Annotated in this window: 16 protein-coding genes and 2 pseudogenes; 8 read left to right on the forward strand and 10 right to left on the reverse strand. The window is 70.0% G+C overall.

Annotation, left to right across the window (positions count from 1 at the left end):
• The first annotated feature begins 19 nt into the window (after window positions 1–19).
• From C1A17_RS12550 to groL, 5 genes are all read left to right on the forward strand, one after another.
• Window positions 20–1,486 (forward strand): aldehyde dehydrogenase family protein, encoded by a 1,467-nt coding sequence (locus C1A17_RS12550; protein WP_219618281.1) that lies wholly within the window; start codon window positions 20–22, stop codon window positions 1,484–1,486.
• A gap of 185 nt (window positions 1,487–1,671) precedes the next feature.
• Complete coding sequence (locus tag C1A17_RS12555; RefSeq protein ID WP_101653292.1) at window positions 1,672–1,971, forward strand: DUF3263 domain-containing protein; 300 nt, start codon at window positions 1,672–1,674, stop codon at window positions 1,969–1,971.
• Window positions 1,972–1,974: 3 nt separating this feature from the next.
• Window positions 1,975–2,574, forward strand: a complete 600-nt coding sequence (locus C1A17_RS12560) for a LytR C-terminal domain-containing protein (protein ID WP_101653293.1) — start codon at window positions 1,975–1,977, stop codon at window positions 2,572–2,574.
• Between the two features lie 302 nt (window positions 2,575–2,876).
• The gene (locus C1A17_RS12565; RefSeq protein ID WP_101653294.1) at window positions 2,877–3,080 is read left to right on the forward strand and encodes a cold-shock protein; all 204 of its coding nucleotides are present in this window, start codon (window positions 2,877–2,879) and stop codon (window positions 3,078–3,080) included.
• Window positions 3,081–3,332: 252 nt separating this feature from the next.
• On the forward strand, window positions 3,333–4,964 hold the full coding sequence (gene groL / locus C1A17_RS12570) for a chaperonin GroEL (protein ID WP_101653295.1): 1,632 nt from the start codon (window positions 3,333–3,335) through the stop codon (window positions 4,962–4,964).
• Window positions 4,965–5,153: 189 nt separating this feature from the next.
• Here groL and C1A17_RS12575 read toward each other — a convergent pair whose 3' ends face one another.
• Window positions 5,154–5,843 (reverse strand): DUF1707 SHOCT-like domain-containing protein, encoded by a 690-nt coding sequence (locus C1A17_RS12575; protein WP_101653296.1) that lies wholly within the window; start codon window positions 5,841–5,843, stop codon window positions 5,154–5,156.
• Between the two features lie 39 nt (window positions 5,844–5,882).
• Here C1A17_RS12575 and C1A17_RS12580 point away from each other — a divergent pair, with 39 nt between their 5' ends.
• From C1A17_RS12580 to C1A17_RS12590, 3 genes are all read left to right on the forward strand, one after another.
• The gene (locus tag C1A17_RS12580) at window positions 5,883–6,641 is read left to right on the forward strand and encodes a sulfite exporter TauE/SafE family protein (RefSeq protein WP_101653297.1); all 759 of its coding nucleotides are present in this window, start codon (window positions 5,883–5,885) and stop codon (window positions 6,639–6,641) included.
• Between the two features lie 193 nt (window positions 6,642–6,834).
• Window positions 6,835–7,647: a hypothetical protein gene (locus tag C1A17_RS12585; RefSeq protein ID WP_101653298.1), complete on the forward strand. Its 813-nt coding sequence runs from the start codon at window positions 6,835–6,837 to the stop codon at window positions 7,645–7,647.
• A gap of 114 nt (window positions 7,648–7,761) precedes the next feature.
• Window positions 7,762–7,977: an RNA-binding S4 domain-containing protein gene (locus tag C1A17_RS12590; protein WP_101653299.1), complete on the forward strand. Its 216-nt coding sequence runs from the start codon at window positions 7,762–7,764 to the stop codon at window positions 7,975–7,977.
• Window positions 7,978–8,023: 46 nt separating this feature from the next.
• On the opposite strand, the gene pspAB is transcribed toward C1A17_RS12590, so the two are convergent.
• From pspAB to C1A17_RS12630, 9 genes and pseudogenes are all read right to left on the reverse strand, one after another.
• Complete coding sequence (gene pspAB / locus C1A17_RS12595; RefSeq protein ID WP_101653300.1) at window positions 8,024–8,605, reverse strand: PspA-associated protein PspAB; 582 nt, start codon at window positions 8,603–8,605, stop codon at window positions 8,024–8,026.
• Between the two features lie 14 nt (window positions 8,606–8,619).
• The gene (gene htpX, locus C1A17_RS12600; RefSeq protein WP_101653301.1) at window positions 8,620–9,537 is read right to left on the reverse strand and encodes a zinc metalloprotease HtpX; all 918 of its coding nucleotides are present in this window, start codon (window positions 9,535–9,537) and stop codon (window positions 8,620–8,622) included.
• A gap of 38 nt (window positions 9,538–9,575) precedes the next feature.
• On the reverse strand, window positions 9,576–9,860 hold the full coding sequence (gene pspAA / locus C1A17_RS12605; RefSeq protein WP_101653302.1) for a PspA-associated protein PspAA: 285 nt from the start codon (window positions 9,858–9,860) through the stop codon (window positions 9,576–9,578).
• A complete protein-coding gene (locus tag C1A17_RS12610) occupies window positions 9,857–10,675 on the reverse strand; it encodes a PspA/IM30 family protein (protein WP_101653303.1) in 819 nt (272 codons plus the stop codon). The genes pspAA and C1A17_RS12610 overlap by 4 nt, the downstream gene beginning before the upstream one ends.
• Window positions 10,676–10,827: 152 nt before the next feature.
• Window positions 10,828–11,118, reverse strand: coding sequence for a WXG100 family type VII secretion target (locus tag C1A17_RS12615; RefSeq protein ID WP_101653304.1), 291 nt, complete (start codon window positions 11,116–11,118; stop codon window positions 10,828–10,830).
• Between the two features lie 249 nt (window positions 11,119–11,367).
• Window positions 11,368–12,912 (reverse strand): S1C family serine protease, encoded by a 1,545-nt coding sequence (locus C1A17_RS14720; protein ID WP_101653305.1) that lies wholly within the window; start codon window positions 12,910–12,912, stop codon window positions 11,368–11,370.
• Between the two features lie 38 nt (window positions 12,913–12,950).
• A pseudogene (locus tag C1A17_RS14845) lies at window positions 12,951–13,670 on the reverse strand (sensor histidine kinase); the annotation flags it as partial.
• Between the two features lie 3 nt (window positions 13,671–13,673).
• A pseudogene (locus C1A17_RS14850) lies at window positions 13,674–14,582 on the reverse strand (histidine kinase dimerization/phospho-acceptor domain-containing protein); the annotation flags it as partial.
• Window positions 14,583–14,678: 96 nt separating this feature from the next.
• Window positions 14,679–15,440 carry a response regulator transcription factor gene (locus C1A17_RS12630; protein WP_101653307.1) on the reverse strand — a complete coding sequence of 254 codons (762 nt, stop codon included), beginning with the start codon at window positions 15,438–15,440 and terminating at the stop codon, window positions 14,679–14,681.
• Window positions 15,441–15,451: the final 11 nt, after the last annotated feature.

A 15,451-nucleotide genomic window follows, 5' to 3' on the forward strand; every position in this document is an offset into this window, starting at 1 on the left:
CCGCGAGGAGAGGACCACTGTGACCGATTTCCCGGAGCCCACCTACTGGAAGATGTACATCGACGGCGAATGGGTCGAGGCCGCCGACGGCGGACGCACCGACGTCATCACCCCGATCGACCGCAACCAGGTCGTCGCCACCGTGCCCGACGGCAAGGCCGAGGACGCCGACCGGGCCGTCGAGGCCGCCCGGCGCGCGTTCCCCGCCTGGGCGGGACTCCACTTCAAGGAGCGCCAGAAGCTCATCCTCCGCTGCGCCGACGCCCTCGAGGAGGCCGCCGAGGAGCTCGCCCAGCTCACCGCGATCGACACCGGCAATGCGATCCGCACCCAGGCCCGTCCGGAGACCGGCGTGCTCGTCGACCTGTTCCGCTACATGGGCGGCGTGGCCGGCGAGGTCAAGGGAATCACCCTGCCCGCCGGCGACGGGGACCTCCACTACACCAAGCGGGAGCCGCTCGGCGTCGTCGCCGGCATCCTGCCGTGGAACTCCCCGCTGATGATCGCGGCGTTCAAGACCCCGGCCGCGCTCACCGCCGGCAACACCCTCGTGCTCAAGAGCGCCGAGGACGCACCGCTCACCATCGTCAAGATGGCCGAGGTCATCGGCGACATCCTGCCGCCGGGCGTGTTCAACGTCGTCACCGGCAAGGGCTCGGTGATCGGCGAGGCCCTCGTGCAGCACCCGGGCGTGGACAAGGTGTCCTTCACCGGCTCGACCGGGATCGGACGGCACGTCGCCGAGGTCGCCGGCAAGCGCCTCGCGCACTCCTCGATGGAGCTCGGCGGCAAGAGCCCGAACATCGTGTTCCCCGACTCGAACACCGACGACGTCCTCGAGCAGGTGCTCCTCTCGACCCGCTTCGCCCGCCAGGGCCAGTCGTGCACCATGGGCTCGCGCCTGTTCCTCCACACCGAGATCTACGACGACTTCCTCGCCAAGCTCGTCGAGCGGATCAAGGGGATGAAGGTCGGCGACCCGCGCGACGAGGCGAGCGACATCGGCTGCGTCATCAACAAGAAGCAGTACGACCAGATCGCCGACTACATCGAGATGGGCAAGTCGATGGACGGCGTCGAGATCGCCTACGACGGGTCGGACGACCTCGAGGTCGGCGAGCCGGGCTTCTACCACGCCCCGGTCGTGTTCTCGAAGGCGAAGAACGAATGGCGGACGAGCCAGGAGGAGATCTTCGGCCCCGTGCTCTCGGTCATCCCGTGGACCACCGAGGACGAGGTCGTCGCGATGGCCAACGACAGCGACTTCGGGCTCGCGGCCTACGTGTTCTGCCGCGACATCGACACCGCGCTGCGGATGGCGAACCGGATCGAGTCCGGCTGGGTCCAGGTCAACCAGGGCGGCGGCCAGGTCGTCGGCCAGTCCTACGGCGGGTACAAGACCTCCGGCTTCGGCCGCGAGGCCTCGCTCGAGGGCATGCTCGAGGGCTTCACCCAGATCAAGCAGATCAACGTCAAGATCCGCTGAGCCGGCAGGTCGCCCGCACCATGCAGCACGTCCGGCATGGTGCGGGCGACTTCTGCATTCACCCCGGGATCGCCCGTCGCTTCGGCAGGCCCGCGCATCGTGAGTGTCGCAGTCGTCGGCTCGGAGCGAACAACAGCGGTGTGATTCCGGGTAGAATGGCGGCACCCGGACGGAGAGCAGGTGACATGAACCGCGAGAACGCAGGAGCGGATCGACCCCGTGAGGCGCAGGCGCCGCACGGCGAGCTGGGCACCCTGGAATCGGCGGTCCTCGAGTTCGAGCGCCGCTGGTACACCTACGGCGGTGCGAAGGACCACGCGATCCGCGAGCGCTTCGACCTGTCCGCCGCCGCCTACTTCCAGGTCCTCAACTCCCTGCTCGAGAACCCCGCGGCCTACGCCGCGGATCCGATCCTCATCAAGCGGCTGCGGCGCATCCGCGACAGCCGCCAGCGCGATCGCGCGCAGGCGCGGATCGCGAGGTAGCGCATGGCCGAGTACCCCAGGGACGAGTTCGACGACCTCGCGCCGACGGGCCGCAAGGGCGCCCACCGGCGCGACGGCGGTCCGACGACGCAGGCCGGGGCCATCGCCCTCGTCGCGATCCTTGCGATCGCCGCGCTCCTCCTCGTGCTCGGCGCGATCAACATCATCCGGTCCTCGACCGCGGACCCCGAGGAGCAGGTCGCCGAGCAGGCGCCCACGGCAGAATCCACCGCGGACCCGACGGCGGAGGAGGATACCTCGGTCGACATCGATCAGGTCGAGAAGACCGCCGAGGTCACCGTGCTCAACGCCTCCGGCGTCTCCGGTGCCGGAGGAGCGTTCGGCGACGCCGTCGAAGAGGCCGGCTGGACCTTGGGCCGGGTGGGCAACCACTCGACCTCCGACACCGTGTCCTCGATCCACTACGCCGACGAGGCCTCCGCCGAGGAGGCCCAGGCCCTGGGCGAGCTGCTCGGGATCGCCGACATCGAGCTCTCCGAGGAGTTCACCGGCGACATCACCGTCGTCGTGTGCTCGGACATCGCGAACGATCCGCCCGCCCCGGCGGGGACCGGAGACGCCGCAGAGGACACCGGAGCCTGAACGCAGCCCTCTCCGGAGTGTGCCCCTCACCTGCGATGACATCGCCCGCTCTGCGGCAAGTCCGGTTGTCGGGAAGAGGCGACGGGGGACGCCGTTCGCCGAAAGTTCATCAAGGCGGCTTGTTTTGGCCCGGCCCCGGGTCTAGGATTGGTGACAGTCAGCTGAAGCCCGGAGTGGCTTCCGTTACATCTTTTCAGTCGCGTGACACCTGTGCGGCAGTGACGAAGTATCGGCGCCGGTGCGGAGCTTCAGGGGCTGTTTCAATGCGCATCACGCGCGCTTTCAGTTGTTTTGGAGAAATAATGGCGCAAGGTACTGTCAAGTGGTTCAATGCCGAAAAGGGATACGGTTTCATCACCGTTGACGGCGGCGAGCAGGATGTCTTCGTCCACTGGTCCGCGATCCAGATGGACGGCTACCGTTCGCTGGAAGAGGGTCAGCAGGTCGAGTTCGAGGTCGGCCAGGGCGACAAGGGCCCGCAGGCGGAGTCCGTGACTCTCGCCTGATCGGCAGACACAGACAGTGGACCGGGGGTTTCGACCCCCGGTTTTCTGTTGCCCGGAAGCGGGTCGGGGACACCCGGCCCGCATTTGCACTCGGTGGGTGAGAGTGCTAAATCTAGTACCGGTGTGACTCGCCTCCGCGCAGCGGACCGAGCGCCGCTGTGGAAGGGAATCAGCGGAACGAGGTCCGGCCGTCGCGGGCACTGCGGAGACGAGATCGACAATCCACCCCGTACAGGGAGGACCCCAGCCACTATGGCAAAGCTCATTGCATTCGACGAAGAAGCACGTCGCGGACTCGAGACCGGGCTCAACACCCTGGCCGACGCCGTCAAGGTGACGCTCGGACCGCGCGGCCGCAACGTCGTGCTCGAAAAGAAGTGGGGAGCGCCGACCATCACCAATGACGGCGTCTCCATCGCCAAGGAGATCGAACTCGAGGATCCGTACGAGAAGATCGGTGCGGAACTCGTCAAGGAGGTCGCCAAGAAGACCGACGACGTCGCTGGCGACGGCACCACCACCGCCACCGTGCTCGCCCAGGCGCTCGTGCGCGAGGGTCTGCGCAACGTGGCCGCCGGAGCGGATCCGCTCAGCCTCAAGCGCGGCATCGAGAAGGCCGTCGCAGCGGTGACCGAGAAGCTCCTCGCGTCCGCCGTGGACGTGGACTCCAAGGAGCAGATCGCCGCGACCGCCGGCATCTCCGCAGGCGACCCCGCGATCGGCGAGCTCATCGCCGAGGCGATCGACAAGGTCGGCAAGGAGGGCGTCGTCACCGTCGAGGAGTCGAACACCTTCGGCCTCGAGCTCGAGCTCACCGAGGGCATGCGCTTCGACAAGGGCTACATCTCCGGCTACTTCGTCACCGACACCGAGCGCCAGGAGACGGTGCTCGAGGATCCCTACATCCTCATCGTCAACTCGAAGATCTCCAACGTCAAGGATCTGCTCCCGGTCCTCGAGAAGGTGCAGCAGTCGGGCAAGCCGCTGTTCATCATCGCCGAGGACGTCGAGGGCGAGGCGCTCGCCGTGCTCGTCGTCAACAAGATCCGCGGCACCTTCAAGTCCGTCGCCGTCAAGGCTCCCGGGTTCGGCGATCGCCGCAAGGCCCAGCTCGCCGACATCGCGATCCTCACCGGCGGACAGGTCATCGCGGAGGAGGTCGGCCTCAAGCTCGAGAACGCCACCGTCGACCTGCTCGGCACCGCGCGCAAGGTCGTCATCACCAAGGACGAGACCACCATCGTCGAAGGTGCGGGTGACTCGGACGAGATCGCCGGCCGCGTGGCCCAGATCCGCACTGAGATCGAGAACTCGGATTCCGACTACGACCGCGAGAAGCTGCAGGAGCGCCTGGCCAAGCTGGCCGGCGGTGTTGCGGTCATCAAGGCCGGAGCCGCGACCGAGGTCGAGCTCAAGGAGCGCAAGCACCGCATCGAGGATGCCGTGCGCAACGCGAAGGCCGCGGTCGAGGAGGGCATCGTCGCCGGCGGCGGCGTGGCCCTCATCCAGGCCGGCAAGACCGCCTTCGAGACCCTCCAGCTCGAGGGCGACGAGGCGACCGGTGCGCAGATCGTCAAGGTCGCCATCGACGCCCCGCTCAAGCAGATCGCGGTCAACGCCGGTCTCGAGCCCGGCGTCGTGGCGGAGAAGGTGCGCCACCTCGAGGCCGGCCACGGCCTCAACGCCGCCACCGGCGAGTACGAGGACCTGCTCGCCGCAGGCATCAACGACCCGGTCAAGGTGACCCGCTCCGCGCTGGAGAACGCCGCCTCGATCGCCGGTCTGTTCCTCACCACCGAGGCCGTCGTCGCCGACAAGCCGGAGCCCGCTCCGGCGATGGGCGGAGACATGGACGGCATGGGCGGAATGGGCGGCATGATGTGATCCGGCCCCACGGCTGATCCGCTGCCCTGCCGCAGCCCGGAGCCCCGGTGCGTCCCTCGGACGCACCGGGGCTCCGTCGTCCGTGCTCGCGGTCGCGCGCGCCGAGGTTCGTGCTCGTGTGGTCGCGAACGCCGAGGTCCGGAGACGCAGTCGCCTGACCCGTACCGGTCGCCTCGCGGAGCCGCGGTCTCAGCTTTCGCCGGTGCGCCGGCGGATCTCCCGGCGGCGCTCCCGGCGCGCGTCGCGGGAGGATTCGGGGCGGTACCGGAACACCCGGGGGTTCGCCTCGATCTCGGCCTGGGCCCGGGGATCGCCGAGCTTCGCCCGCGCGCGGACGGTGAGCATCTCGCGCTTGCGCCGAATGATCGACTGCTTCGACGAGAGCGTGGTGACGACGCCGATCCCGGTGCCGAGGATGACGAACAGCGGCCAGAAGAAGATCAGGCTGCCTGCCGCGATCGAGGTGATGGCCCAGATGAGCACGGTGATGAGCGAGGGGGTCGCGGCACCCGCGAGCGCGGTGCGCAGATCGGAGCGGTAGAGCTCGAGCGCAGCGGCGTCGATCGCCTCGGGGGTGGTCGGCGTGCCCTCGTACTCGTCGAGCGCGGCGAGCTCGGGGCGCACCGCGAGCGTGCTGCCGGGGAGCGTCTCCGGGGCGCGGACGAGGTCCTCGATGAGCGGGACGACCTCGCCGAGCTCGCGGATCCCGGCGGCCGCATCGAGGCGCTCGCCGTGCTCGTCGAGATCGATGAGGCCCTGAGCGAGCGCGTCGTTGAGGATCTCGAACACGGCGCTGCGGTCCGCGTCCGACGCGCGCAGCCGGCTGTCCGCGCGGGGATCCGCGCTGAACGACGACCAGAGGGATCCGTCGAGAGCCATACGGTCAGACTACTCCCCGCGCGCGGCTACCATCGAGGTGTGGATCCCGTCGTCGTGCTCATCGTCGTCTTCGTCTTCGTCGGCGCCCTCATGCAGCGGACCACCGGGATGGGGTTCGCCCTCGTGGCCGGACCGTTCCTCGTCGTCCTCCTCGACCCGGTGCCGGGCGTCGTCCTCGTCAATCTGTGCGGCGTCGTCTCCTCGACGATCGTCCTGTCGCGGACCTTCCGCGAGATCCAGTGGCCCCGCGCCTGGGTGATGGCCGTCGGCGCGCTCGTCGGCACGGTCCCGGGAGCGCTCCTGACCTCGGTGCTGCCCGGCTGGGCGGTCCACGTGTTCATCGGCGTCCTCGTCGTCGCAGCCCTCACCGTCTCCCTGCTCGGCAGCCGCTACGCCAGGCCCGTCGCGCCGACCCCGGGGCGGACGGCGACCGCCGGGTTCTTCTCCGGGTTCATGAGCGGCTCCGCCGGTGTGGGCGGCCCCGCGGTGAGCGTGTACGCGATCATGACCCGCTGGGAGCAGCGGCCCTTCGCCGCCACCCTGCAGCCGTACTTCATCATCACCGGCATCGCCGCCGTCGTCGCCAAGGTGCTGTTCGACGGCCGCCACGCGATCCCCGAGCTGCCCGTGGTCATCTGGCTCGCGATCCTCGCGGCCCTCGTCCTCGGCCAGGTCGCGGGCGAGTTCGTGTCGCGCGTGCTGCCGGTGGGCATCGCCCGGATCATCATGATCGTGCTCGCCTTCGGCGGCGGCCTGCTCACCCTCGTCATCGGCCTCACCGAGGTATTCGCCGGCTGAGCCCGGCCGGTGCCCGTCCGGAGACCGGTGGTCTGCACGCCGCTGAGCGGCGCTCGCACGCCGTCCGCTCGCGGCCGTTCGCGAGGCCCGGATACGGGGCATGAGTGCAGGTCGGACACAGAGCCCTGCCAGGTTGACCGCCGATAATCGAAGGCAGTCCGAGACATCGAAAGCACCCGGGAAGGGTTCGGCAATGGGATACGTGTTCCTCGCTCTGCTCGTCATCATCGGCGTCGCCTTCTTCATCGGCTCCCGGCGGGAGCGGAACCGTGCTCTGGAACAGCGCACCGCCGAGTTCGAGCTCGTCCGCTCCACCGCCGCGGAGGACGTCACCTCGTTCGGCGAGGAGGTCGCCGATCTCGACATCGTCACCACCGGCGTCGAGCTCGACGAGGGAGGTCGGCAGGACTACCAGCGGGCGATCGATGCCTACGACACCGCGAAGGAGACCCTCGAGAGGGTCGACGATCCCGAGGACATCCGCCACGTCACCGAGGCGCTCGAGGACGGCCGCTACGCCGCGAAGTGCGTCCGCGCCCGAGTGGAGGGCAAGCCGCTGCCGGTGCGCCGCCCGCCCTGCTTCTTCAACCCGCAGCACGGCCCCTCGGTGCAGGACATCGACTGGGCGCCGGTCGGCGGACAGCCCCGCCCGGTGCCGGTCTGCGCCGCCGACGCCGAGCGCGTGGCGGTCGGAGCGGAGCCCGCGGTGCGCAAGGTCGTCACCGGGGACGGGTACTCGCGCCGCGCCTACTGGGAGGCAGGCCCGGCCTACGCCGAGTACAACCGCGGCTACTTCAACTCCTATGCCGGATCCGGGCTCCTGCCCGGCGTGCTCATGGGCGCGATGATGTTCGGCGGCTTCGGCGGGGGCTGGGACGGTTCCTACGCCGACGGCTACCAGGACGGCCTCGGGGCCGGTGAGGGCGGCGGTGCCGAGGACGCCGGCGGTTTCGGCGACGAGGACATGGGCGGCGATTTCGGCGGGGGCTTCGACTTCGGATTCTGATCCGGCGGCCGGGAGCGGAATCCCGCTCGACCCGGTACAGTCGTCAACGCGGTGCCCGCCCAACGCCGCACCGCAGAATCGATGACGCCGACACCCGCCGGAGGACAGCACACGATGGAGACCGTCGAGATCCGGGACGAGAGCATCACGCTCGGCCAGGCGCTCAAACTGCACGGCGTGGCCGAGAACGGTGCGCTGGCCAAGCAGCTCATCAGCACCGGCGAAGTGAAGGTCAACGGCGACGTCGAGACCCGGCGAGGCCGGAGCCTGGTGCCCGGCGACGAGGTCGGCGTGCTCGGCGTGACCTTCGCCATCGCTCAGGCGGAGTGACCGGCGGGCGCATCCGGACGCCGGCTTCCGGAGGTGCGCTCCCGGATCAGCCCGCGGGATGCATGCCCGGTGCGTCCCACACCGGCGACCACTTCGAGAGGTCCGATTCGATCCTGAGCTCCTGCGACACGATGCCGCGGATCTGGATCTCGCGCGCGGTGTCCCGGGTGTGGCGCCCGGTCTGCACGAACGGGTAGAAGGTCCCGCGCTTGTAGAGGTAGACGAGAGCGGCCTGCGCGCCCTCGGCGTCGGCGAAGTAGAGCGTCGAGCACAGGAGCATCGGGCCGAAGCCCTGGATCTCGAGCGAGGAATTCACCGCGTGAACGTTCGTCACGAGGTTGGAGATGTCCGCGTCCGCGTCGGTGATGACCTGCCAGGTGTACCCGTAGCCGTCGTTCTCCTGCCGCACGGTGCAGGCGGGGTCCTTGGCGATGAGCGCGCGCGACTCCTGCTCGACCTGGGCGAACGCCCCGCCCTCGACCTCGCGGAACGCCACCGCGGCGGTGCCGGTGGGCCGCAGCCCGCTCGCCACCTCGAGGGTGAGCGCGGCCGGGGGGAGGGCGAAGAGGTCGTCGAGATTGGCCTTCCGCGGCGTGCTGCGTCCGAGCAGGGCATCGAGGAATCCCACGGGGGAGCCTCCTTTCACATCGGGCGGGAGAGCTCCTGGGAGATCCGCTGCAGCTGGGCGAGCCGCTGTTCGAGGCTCGGGTGGGTGCTGAGGAACTGGACGACGTCGCGGCCGTTCGCGGCAGGGATGAGCGCGAGGTGATTCGCGCCGGACGAGGCGCGCAGGTCCTGCGCGGGGATCCGGCCCATCTCGCCGCTGATCTTGGTGAGTGCCGAGGCGAGAGTCGAGGGGCTGCCGGTGAGATAGGCGGCGGCGCGGTCGGCGGCGAGCTCGCGGTAGCGCGACAGCACGCGGATGAGGACGAAGCTCAACGCATAGACGACGACGCCGACGAGCACCATGGCGAGCTGGATCGGGATCCCGCCGGTGTTCGAGTTCCCGCGGCCGCGGCCGCCCCCGACGTAGAGGAAGCTGCGCATCATGAGGCCGGCGATGACGCCGGTGACCCCGGCGACTGTCATCACCGTGACGTCGCGATGGGCGACGTGGGAGAGCTCGTGGGCGAGCACCGCCTCGACCTCGGCCGGTTCGAGCTGCTCGAGGAGCCCGCGGGTCACGCACACGACCGAGTGGCTCGGCGAGCGGCCGGTGGCGAACGCGTTCGGCACGGGGGAGTCGGAGTACGCGACCCGCGGCTTCGTCGAGTCGGCGAGCTGGCACAGCCGGTCGACCATGACGTGGAGCTCGGGCGCCTCCTCCGGGCTGACGACCCGAGCGCGCATCGACTTGAGCGCGATCGTGTCGGAGAAGTACCACTGGAAGAAGAACAGGCCCGCACTGATGATGAGGGCTCCGATCACCCCGGCGGTGCTCTGGCCGAGGATCCACCAGATCGCGAGGATGAGGACGACGTAGATCAGACCGTTGAGGAACACGGTGAGACCCATGCGGAACGTCAGTCCGCGGTCCTTGATGAAGCGCGAGGTGGACATGTGCGGTGCGGGCCTGCTTCCTTGAGGTGGGTGCGGTCTCAGGTGAGGTCGGGGATGAGCCCGTCGCCGGTGAGGAGGCGGCGGATGTCCTCGATCTCGGCATCCGGGTAAGGGATGACGATGTCGGAGCCGCCGAGGTAGTCGTCGGCGACCGGCTGGGCGTGGTCGAAGATGTACCCACGCAGCGCCTCGAGCGCTCGGTGGACATGGTCGGCGTCGCCGGCCTCGACCGCGGCCTCGACCTCGTCGTCGTACTTCTGGAGGGTCTCCTGCTCGACGTCGGCGACGTCGAACTGGCCCTCGCCCATGATGCGGACGATCACTGCGCACCCCCGCGGCCCTCGACGGTGCCGTCGACCGTGTCGCCGGCCGAGCCCTGCGCGGGGTCGGTGACCTCGGCGTCCTCGGCCTCGAGCGCCGGGCGGCGGGCCGACTGTCCGCCGGGCAGCGATTCGCGCATCCGGGCGAGCTCGGTCTCGACGTCGTTCTCGCTCGACAGCGCGTCGAGCTGGGCGGAGATGTCGTCCTTGGAGCTGCCGGTCATGTCGTCGAGCGCACCCGAGGCGATGAGCTCGTCCACGGCACCGGCGCGGGCCTGGAGCTGGGCGGTCTTGTCCTCGGCGCGCTGGATCGCGAGGCCGACGTCGCCGAACTCCTCGGAGATGCCGGTGAAGGCCTCGCCGATCTTCGTCTGCGCCTCTGCGGCGGTGTAGGTCGCCTTGATGGTCTCCTTGCGGGTGCGGAACGCGTCGACCTTGGCCTGCAGGCGCTGCGAGGCGGTGGTGAGCTTCTGCTCCTCGGCCTGGAGGTTCTGGTGCTGGGTCTGCAGGTCGGAGATCTGCTGGGACAGGCCCGACTTGCGGGTGAGGGCCTCGCGGGCGAGGTCCTCGCGGTTGACCTCGAGCGCCTTCTGCGCCTGCGACTGGAGCTTGGACTGCTGCTGCTCGAGCTGTCCGATCTGGAGCTCCAGGCGCTTCCGGCTCGTCGCCACGTCCGCGACCCCGCGCCGCACCTTCTGGAGCAGCTCGAGCTGCTTCTGGTACGAGTAGTCGAGGGTCTCGTTGGGGTTCTCGGCCTTGTCGAGGGCCGAATTGGCCTTCGCGCCGAAGATCATGGCGATGCGTTTGAAAATGCTCATGCTGGGAGTCTCCTTCGAGGCCGGCCCCGCGACCGCGGTGGTGCGTTCGCGGGACGCAGGCGGCCACGGCGCACGGGTCGGATGCTGTCGCGATCCAGCCTACTGCGTGAGCCTGGAAATTTCCGCCGAGGACGTGAGCCCCGCCCCGGGCCTCAGCGGAGGAACAGCCGGGTGTTCGCCTCCTCGACCTCGGTGTACTGCCGGCCCGCGAGCTGGAGCGCCTCCTTGATCGAGTCGAGGGACTCGTGGACGCGGCGCTGGACGGCCTCCCAGTCCTCGACGACTGCGGTGAAGTTCTGGGACGCGCTGCCCCGCCAGCACTCGTTGAGGGAGCGCAGGTGGCCGAGGAGCGCGTCGACCTCGCCGCCGAGCACCGAGACCGATCGCGAAGCGGTGGCGGCGGTGGCGAGGATGCGTTCGGAATCGACTTCGAACACGGACATGGGGACCTCCTGATCCGGTGCTGGGGATCCCAGTGTGGAACCGGGGCCGGCCGCGGTTGCGAGACGCCGCAGACCTGTGGACGGAGGGGATCCGTCCACAGGCCTGCGGTCGCACGGGGTGGCGCGGCCGTGCCCTGTGGTCACCGGGCTGCTGTGCCCGTGCCCTGCGGCCGGGCGACCGCCGCGGAGCGCGCGCCGCCCGCCCACGGAGCACGCGTCGCTCGCCCGTCGGCAGGCGGCGCCGCTCGCTCAGTTCGAGCCCAGCGTCACCTGGACGTTCGTCTCCTGACCGCCGCGCACGACCGTGAGGGACACGGTGTCGCCGACCGCCTTGGACCGGACGAGCGCCTGGAGGGAGACGCTCGAGTTCACCGGGGTGTCGTCGAGCGCGATGATGTGATCGCCCTGCTGGATGCCGGCCTGCTCGGCGGCAGAACCGCCCTCCACGGAGGACACGACCGCGGATCCGCGGGAGATGCCGCCGGCCTCGACCTCGCCGGAGGTGATGCTCACGCCGAGGTGCGGGTGCACGGCCGTGCCGGTGGAGATGAGCTGGTCGGCGATGTTCGTCGCCTGCGAGATCGGGATCGCGAAGCCGATGCCGATCGAGCCGCTCTGGCCGCCGGAGCCCGGCTGCTGCAGGGTCGCCGTCGAGGAGTTCACCCCGATGACCTCGCCCTGGCCGTTGACGAGCGGACCGCCGGAGTTGCCCGGGTTGATCGCCGCGTCGGTCTGGATCGCGTTGGTGATGGTGAGGGCGACGTCCTCCTCTGAGGGGTTCTCCCCGATGTTCGACGTGGTGACCGGGCGGTTGAGCGCGGAGACGATGCCGGTGGTCACCGTATCGGCGAGGCCGAGCGGGTTGCCGAGCGCCATCACCGGATCGCCCACCTGCATCGCGTCGGAGGCGCCGACCGGCAGCGGCGTCACGCCCTCGGGCTGCTGGTCGAGCTGGAGGACGGCGATGTCGGTCTCCGGATCGCGGCCGACGATCGAGGCGGTGACCATCGCGCCGGAGTTCGTCACGACCTGCACCTCGCCGCCGGCGGTGTCGGCCGCGGCGACGACGTGGTTGTTCGTGATGACGTAGCCCTGGTCGCCGTAGACGAACCCGGATCCCACCCCCGACATCTGGCCGTTGACGCCGACCTGGATCGCGACGACGCTCTTCGAGGCCTCGGCGGCGATCGTCGTCCAGTCCGGGGTCTCGATCGTCACCTCCTCCTGGGACTGCCGATCGTCCTGCGCGTCGAGGTAGAACGCGGTGCCGATGCCGAGCGCGCCGCCGATGAGCGCCGCGAGGAGTGCGAAAGCGATGAGCGGGAGCCAGCCGGGACCGCGACGGCGGGTCTGCGCGGCAGCCGGAGCCGACTCGGGCGGCTGCTGCGCAGGAGCGCCGCCGGACTGCGGGCCGGGACTGGCCGCGGCGTAGCTGCTCGTCGGAGCGCTGCTCGAGGTGTGGGCCGGGGCGGCAGTGCCGTATCCGCCGGCTCCCGGGGCGGGCGAGCCGAAACCGGACGCGCCCGCCGGCCGGCCGCCGGGCGCTCCGGATCCTCCGTGCGCGGGGCCGGTGGCACCGGGTGCGCCGCCGCTGCCGAATCCCGTGCCGACGGGCGGCTGCTGCGGGTACGGCCGGCCGGGGCCGGAAGGATACGGCTGCCCGGCACCCCCCTGCGGGGGCGGGGAGCCGGCGCCCGTGCCGGGGCCGAAGGTCGGGGGCTGCTGCTGGGAGTGCCGGCCCGGTCCGCCGGGGTGACCTCCGCCGGTGCCCGGGAAGGGGGGATTGCTGCTCATGCCTGGTCCTTTCTCGTCGGATCGGACTCGGGGTCCGGGGTCGGGTGCACGGAGATCTCGCCCCGGTGCGAATCGATGATCGCCTTGACGATCGACAGACCGAGGCCGGAGCCCCCGGTGTCGCGGTTGCGGGAGGAATCGAGGCGGTAGAAGCGCTCGAAGATCCGCGGAGCGAGCTCGGGGTCGATGCCCTCGCCGTGGTCGCGCACCTCGAAGCGGACGCGACCGGCGGGGAATCCGCGGAGGTTCTCGCTCACGCTCACGCCGCCCGCGGCGGAGAAGTCCGGCACGATCGGCTGCTCCTCGGTGCGGGTCCGCACGACCACGCCGGTCTGCTTGGCCGCGGCGCGCTCCTCGGCCTTCTCGGCCTTCGCCCCGCGCTTCTTCTCCGCCGCCTGCTTGCGCTCCTCGGCGGAGTCGCGGCGGAAGATCCGCACCGGCCCGGTAACGAAGCCGCGCTCGGGCTTCGACTCCGGGGCGGCGGGCTCCGGGTCCGGAAGGCCGACGACGCCGAGCGCGAACTCGATCGCGGTCTCCGGGGGCGTGTGGCGTACGGCGTTGCCGGCGAGGTTGACGATGACCTGGCGGATCTTCGAGTCGGAGCCGATGACCGCCGGCACCGGACGGGCGTCCTCGCCGTCGAGCCCGATGAAGCTGATGTCGCGGTCGGGGTCCTGCGCGGCGGCGTCCGCGGCGGCATCGCGGACGATCGCCGCGAGGTCGACCGGGCCGGTCTCCGTCTGCCGCAGCTCGTCCATCCGCGCGAGGAGCACGAGATCGTCGACGAGGACCCCCATCCGCTTGGCCTCGGCCTCGATCCGGTCCATCGCCTGGGCGATGTGCTCCGGGTCGGTGACCGCGCCCTGCCGGTAGAGCTCCGCGTACCCGCGGATCGTCACGAGCGGGGTGCGCAGCTCGTGGGAGGCGTCGGAGACGAATTGCCGGATCCGCTTCTCCGAACGGGTCTGGCCGTCGAACGAGTCCTCGATCCGACCGAGCATGGTGTTGAGCGCGGAGGACAGCCGCCCGAGCTCGGTGCCCGGCGGGTACGTCGAGACGCGCTGGCTCAGGTCGCCGGCGGCGATCCGCGAGGCGGTCTCCTCGATCGCCTTGAGCGGCCGGAAGGTGTTGGTGATCGCGAAGTACCCGACCCCGGCGACGAGAGCGAGGGCGAGCAGCCCGATGCCGACCATGGTGTTGCGGGCGCGCTCGCTGATCGCGTCGACCTCGCGGTCGAAGGGCACCGCGATCGCGACGAGGAGGTCGGATCCGCTCACGGTGAGCGCGCGGGCGCGCCACTGCGATCCGGTGCCGTTGACGGTGAACGGGCGCCCCTGCATCGTCGTCACGGTGTCGGAGTCGATGGTCGGCAGGCGCGGGGTGTTGTCCGGTTCCGGCGCCACCGGATCGTAGATCGTCTCGCCGTCCGTCGTGTAGAACTGCACGTAGTACGAGCCCGGCAGCAGGCTGCGCAGCGAGCTCTCCGACGGCGTCGTGCTCTCCGGGGTCCGCAGCGGCGAGGGGACGAGCACCTGGTCGGCGGCCTGGATCGCGAGCGCCTCGGAGGCCTGGATGAGCCGCTGGTCGGTGCGTTCGATGAGGCTCGCCCGGAGGTTCTCGAGGACCCAGGCGCTCGTGCCGGACAGCACGAGGACCATGAGGGTCATCATGATGGTGAGGAGCTTGGTCGTGAGCGACCATTCCTCCCAGATGACCGTCCGGTCCCGGCGGCGGTGTCTGACGGGGGCGGAGATGACGGGGTCCGCTTACTTGCTGTCGGGGGTGCGGAGCATGTAGCCCACACCGCGCTTGGTCTGGATCATCGGGGTCCACGTGAGCTCGACCGGGTTGCCCGCCTCGTCGGTGGTCGGAGCGGTGTCGATCTTGCGCCGCAGATACGAGATGTAGGACTCGACGATGCCGGTGTCCCCGCCGAAGTCGTACTCCCACACGTGATCGAGGATCTGGGACTTCGAGAGCACCCGGTTGGCGTTGAGCATGAGGTAGCGCAGGAGCTTGAACTCGGTGGGGGAGAGGTCGATGAGGATGCCCCCGCGGCGCACCTCGTGCGTGTCGTCGTCGAGCTCGAGCTCGCCGACCTCGATGACCGCGGTCTCCTCCTCCTCGAGGCTGTGGGTCCGGCGCAGCACGGCGCGGATGCGGGCGACGACCTCCTCGAGGGAGAACGGCTTGGTGACATAGTCGTCGCCGCCCACCGTGAGGCCGGTGATCTTGTCGGAGGTGTCGTCGCGCGCGGTGAGGAACACGACCGGGATGTGGCGGCCGGCCTGGCGCAGACGGCGGGTGACGGTGAAGCCGTCGATGTCCGGGAGCATGACATCGAGGACGAGGAGGTCGGGCTCGGTCTGCTCCGCCAGTCGGAGGGCCTCGGTGCCGTTCGCGGCCGACACCACGTCGAAGCCGGCGAACCGCAGGCTGGTCGAGAGCAGTTCGCGGATGTTGGGTTCGTCGTCGACGACGAGGAGGGTGGCCTCGACGTCCTGGGCGTCATGATGCGTGGAGTTCATGATTCGAGTAT

This window comes from Brevibacterium ihuae (assembly GCF_900184225.1).
Lineage (GTDB): Bacteria > Actinomycetota > Actinomycetes > Actinomycetales > Brevibacteriaceae > Brevibacterium > Brevibacterium ihuae.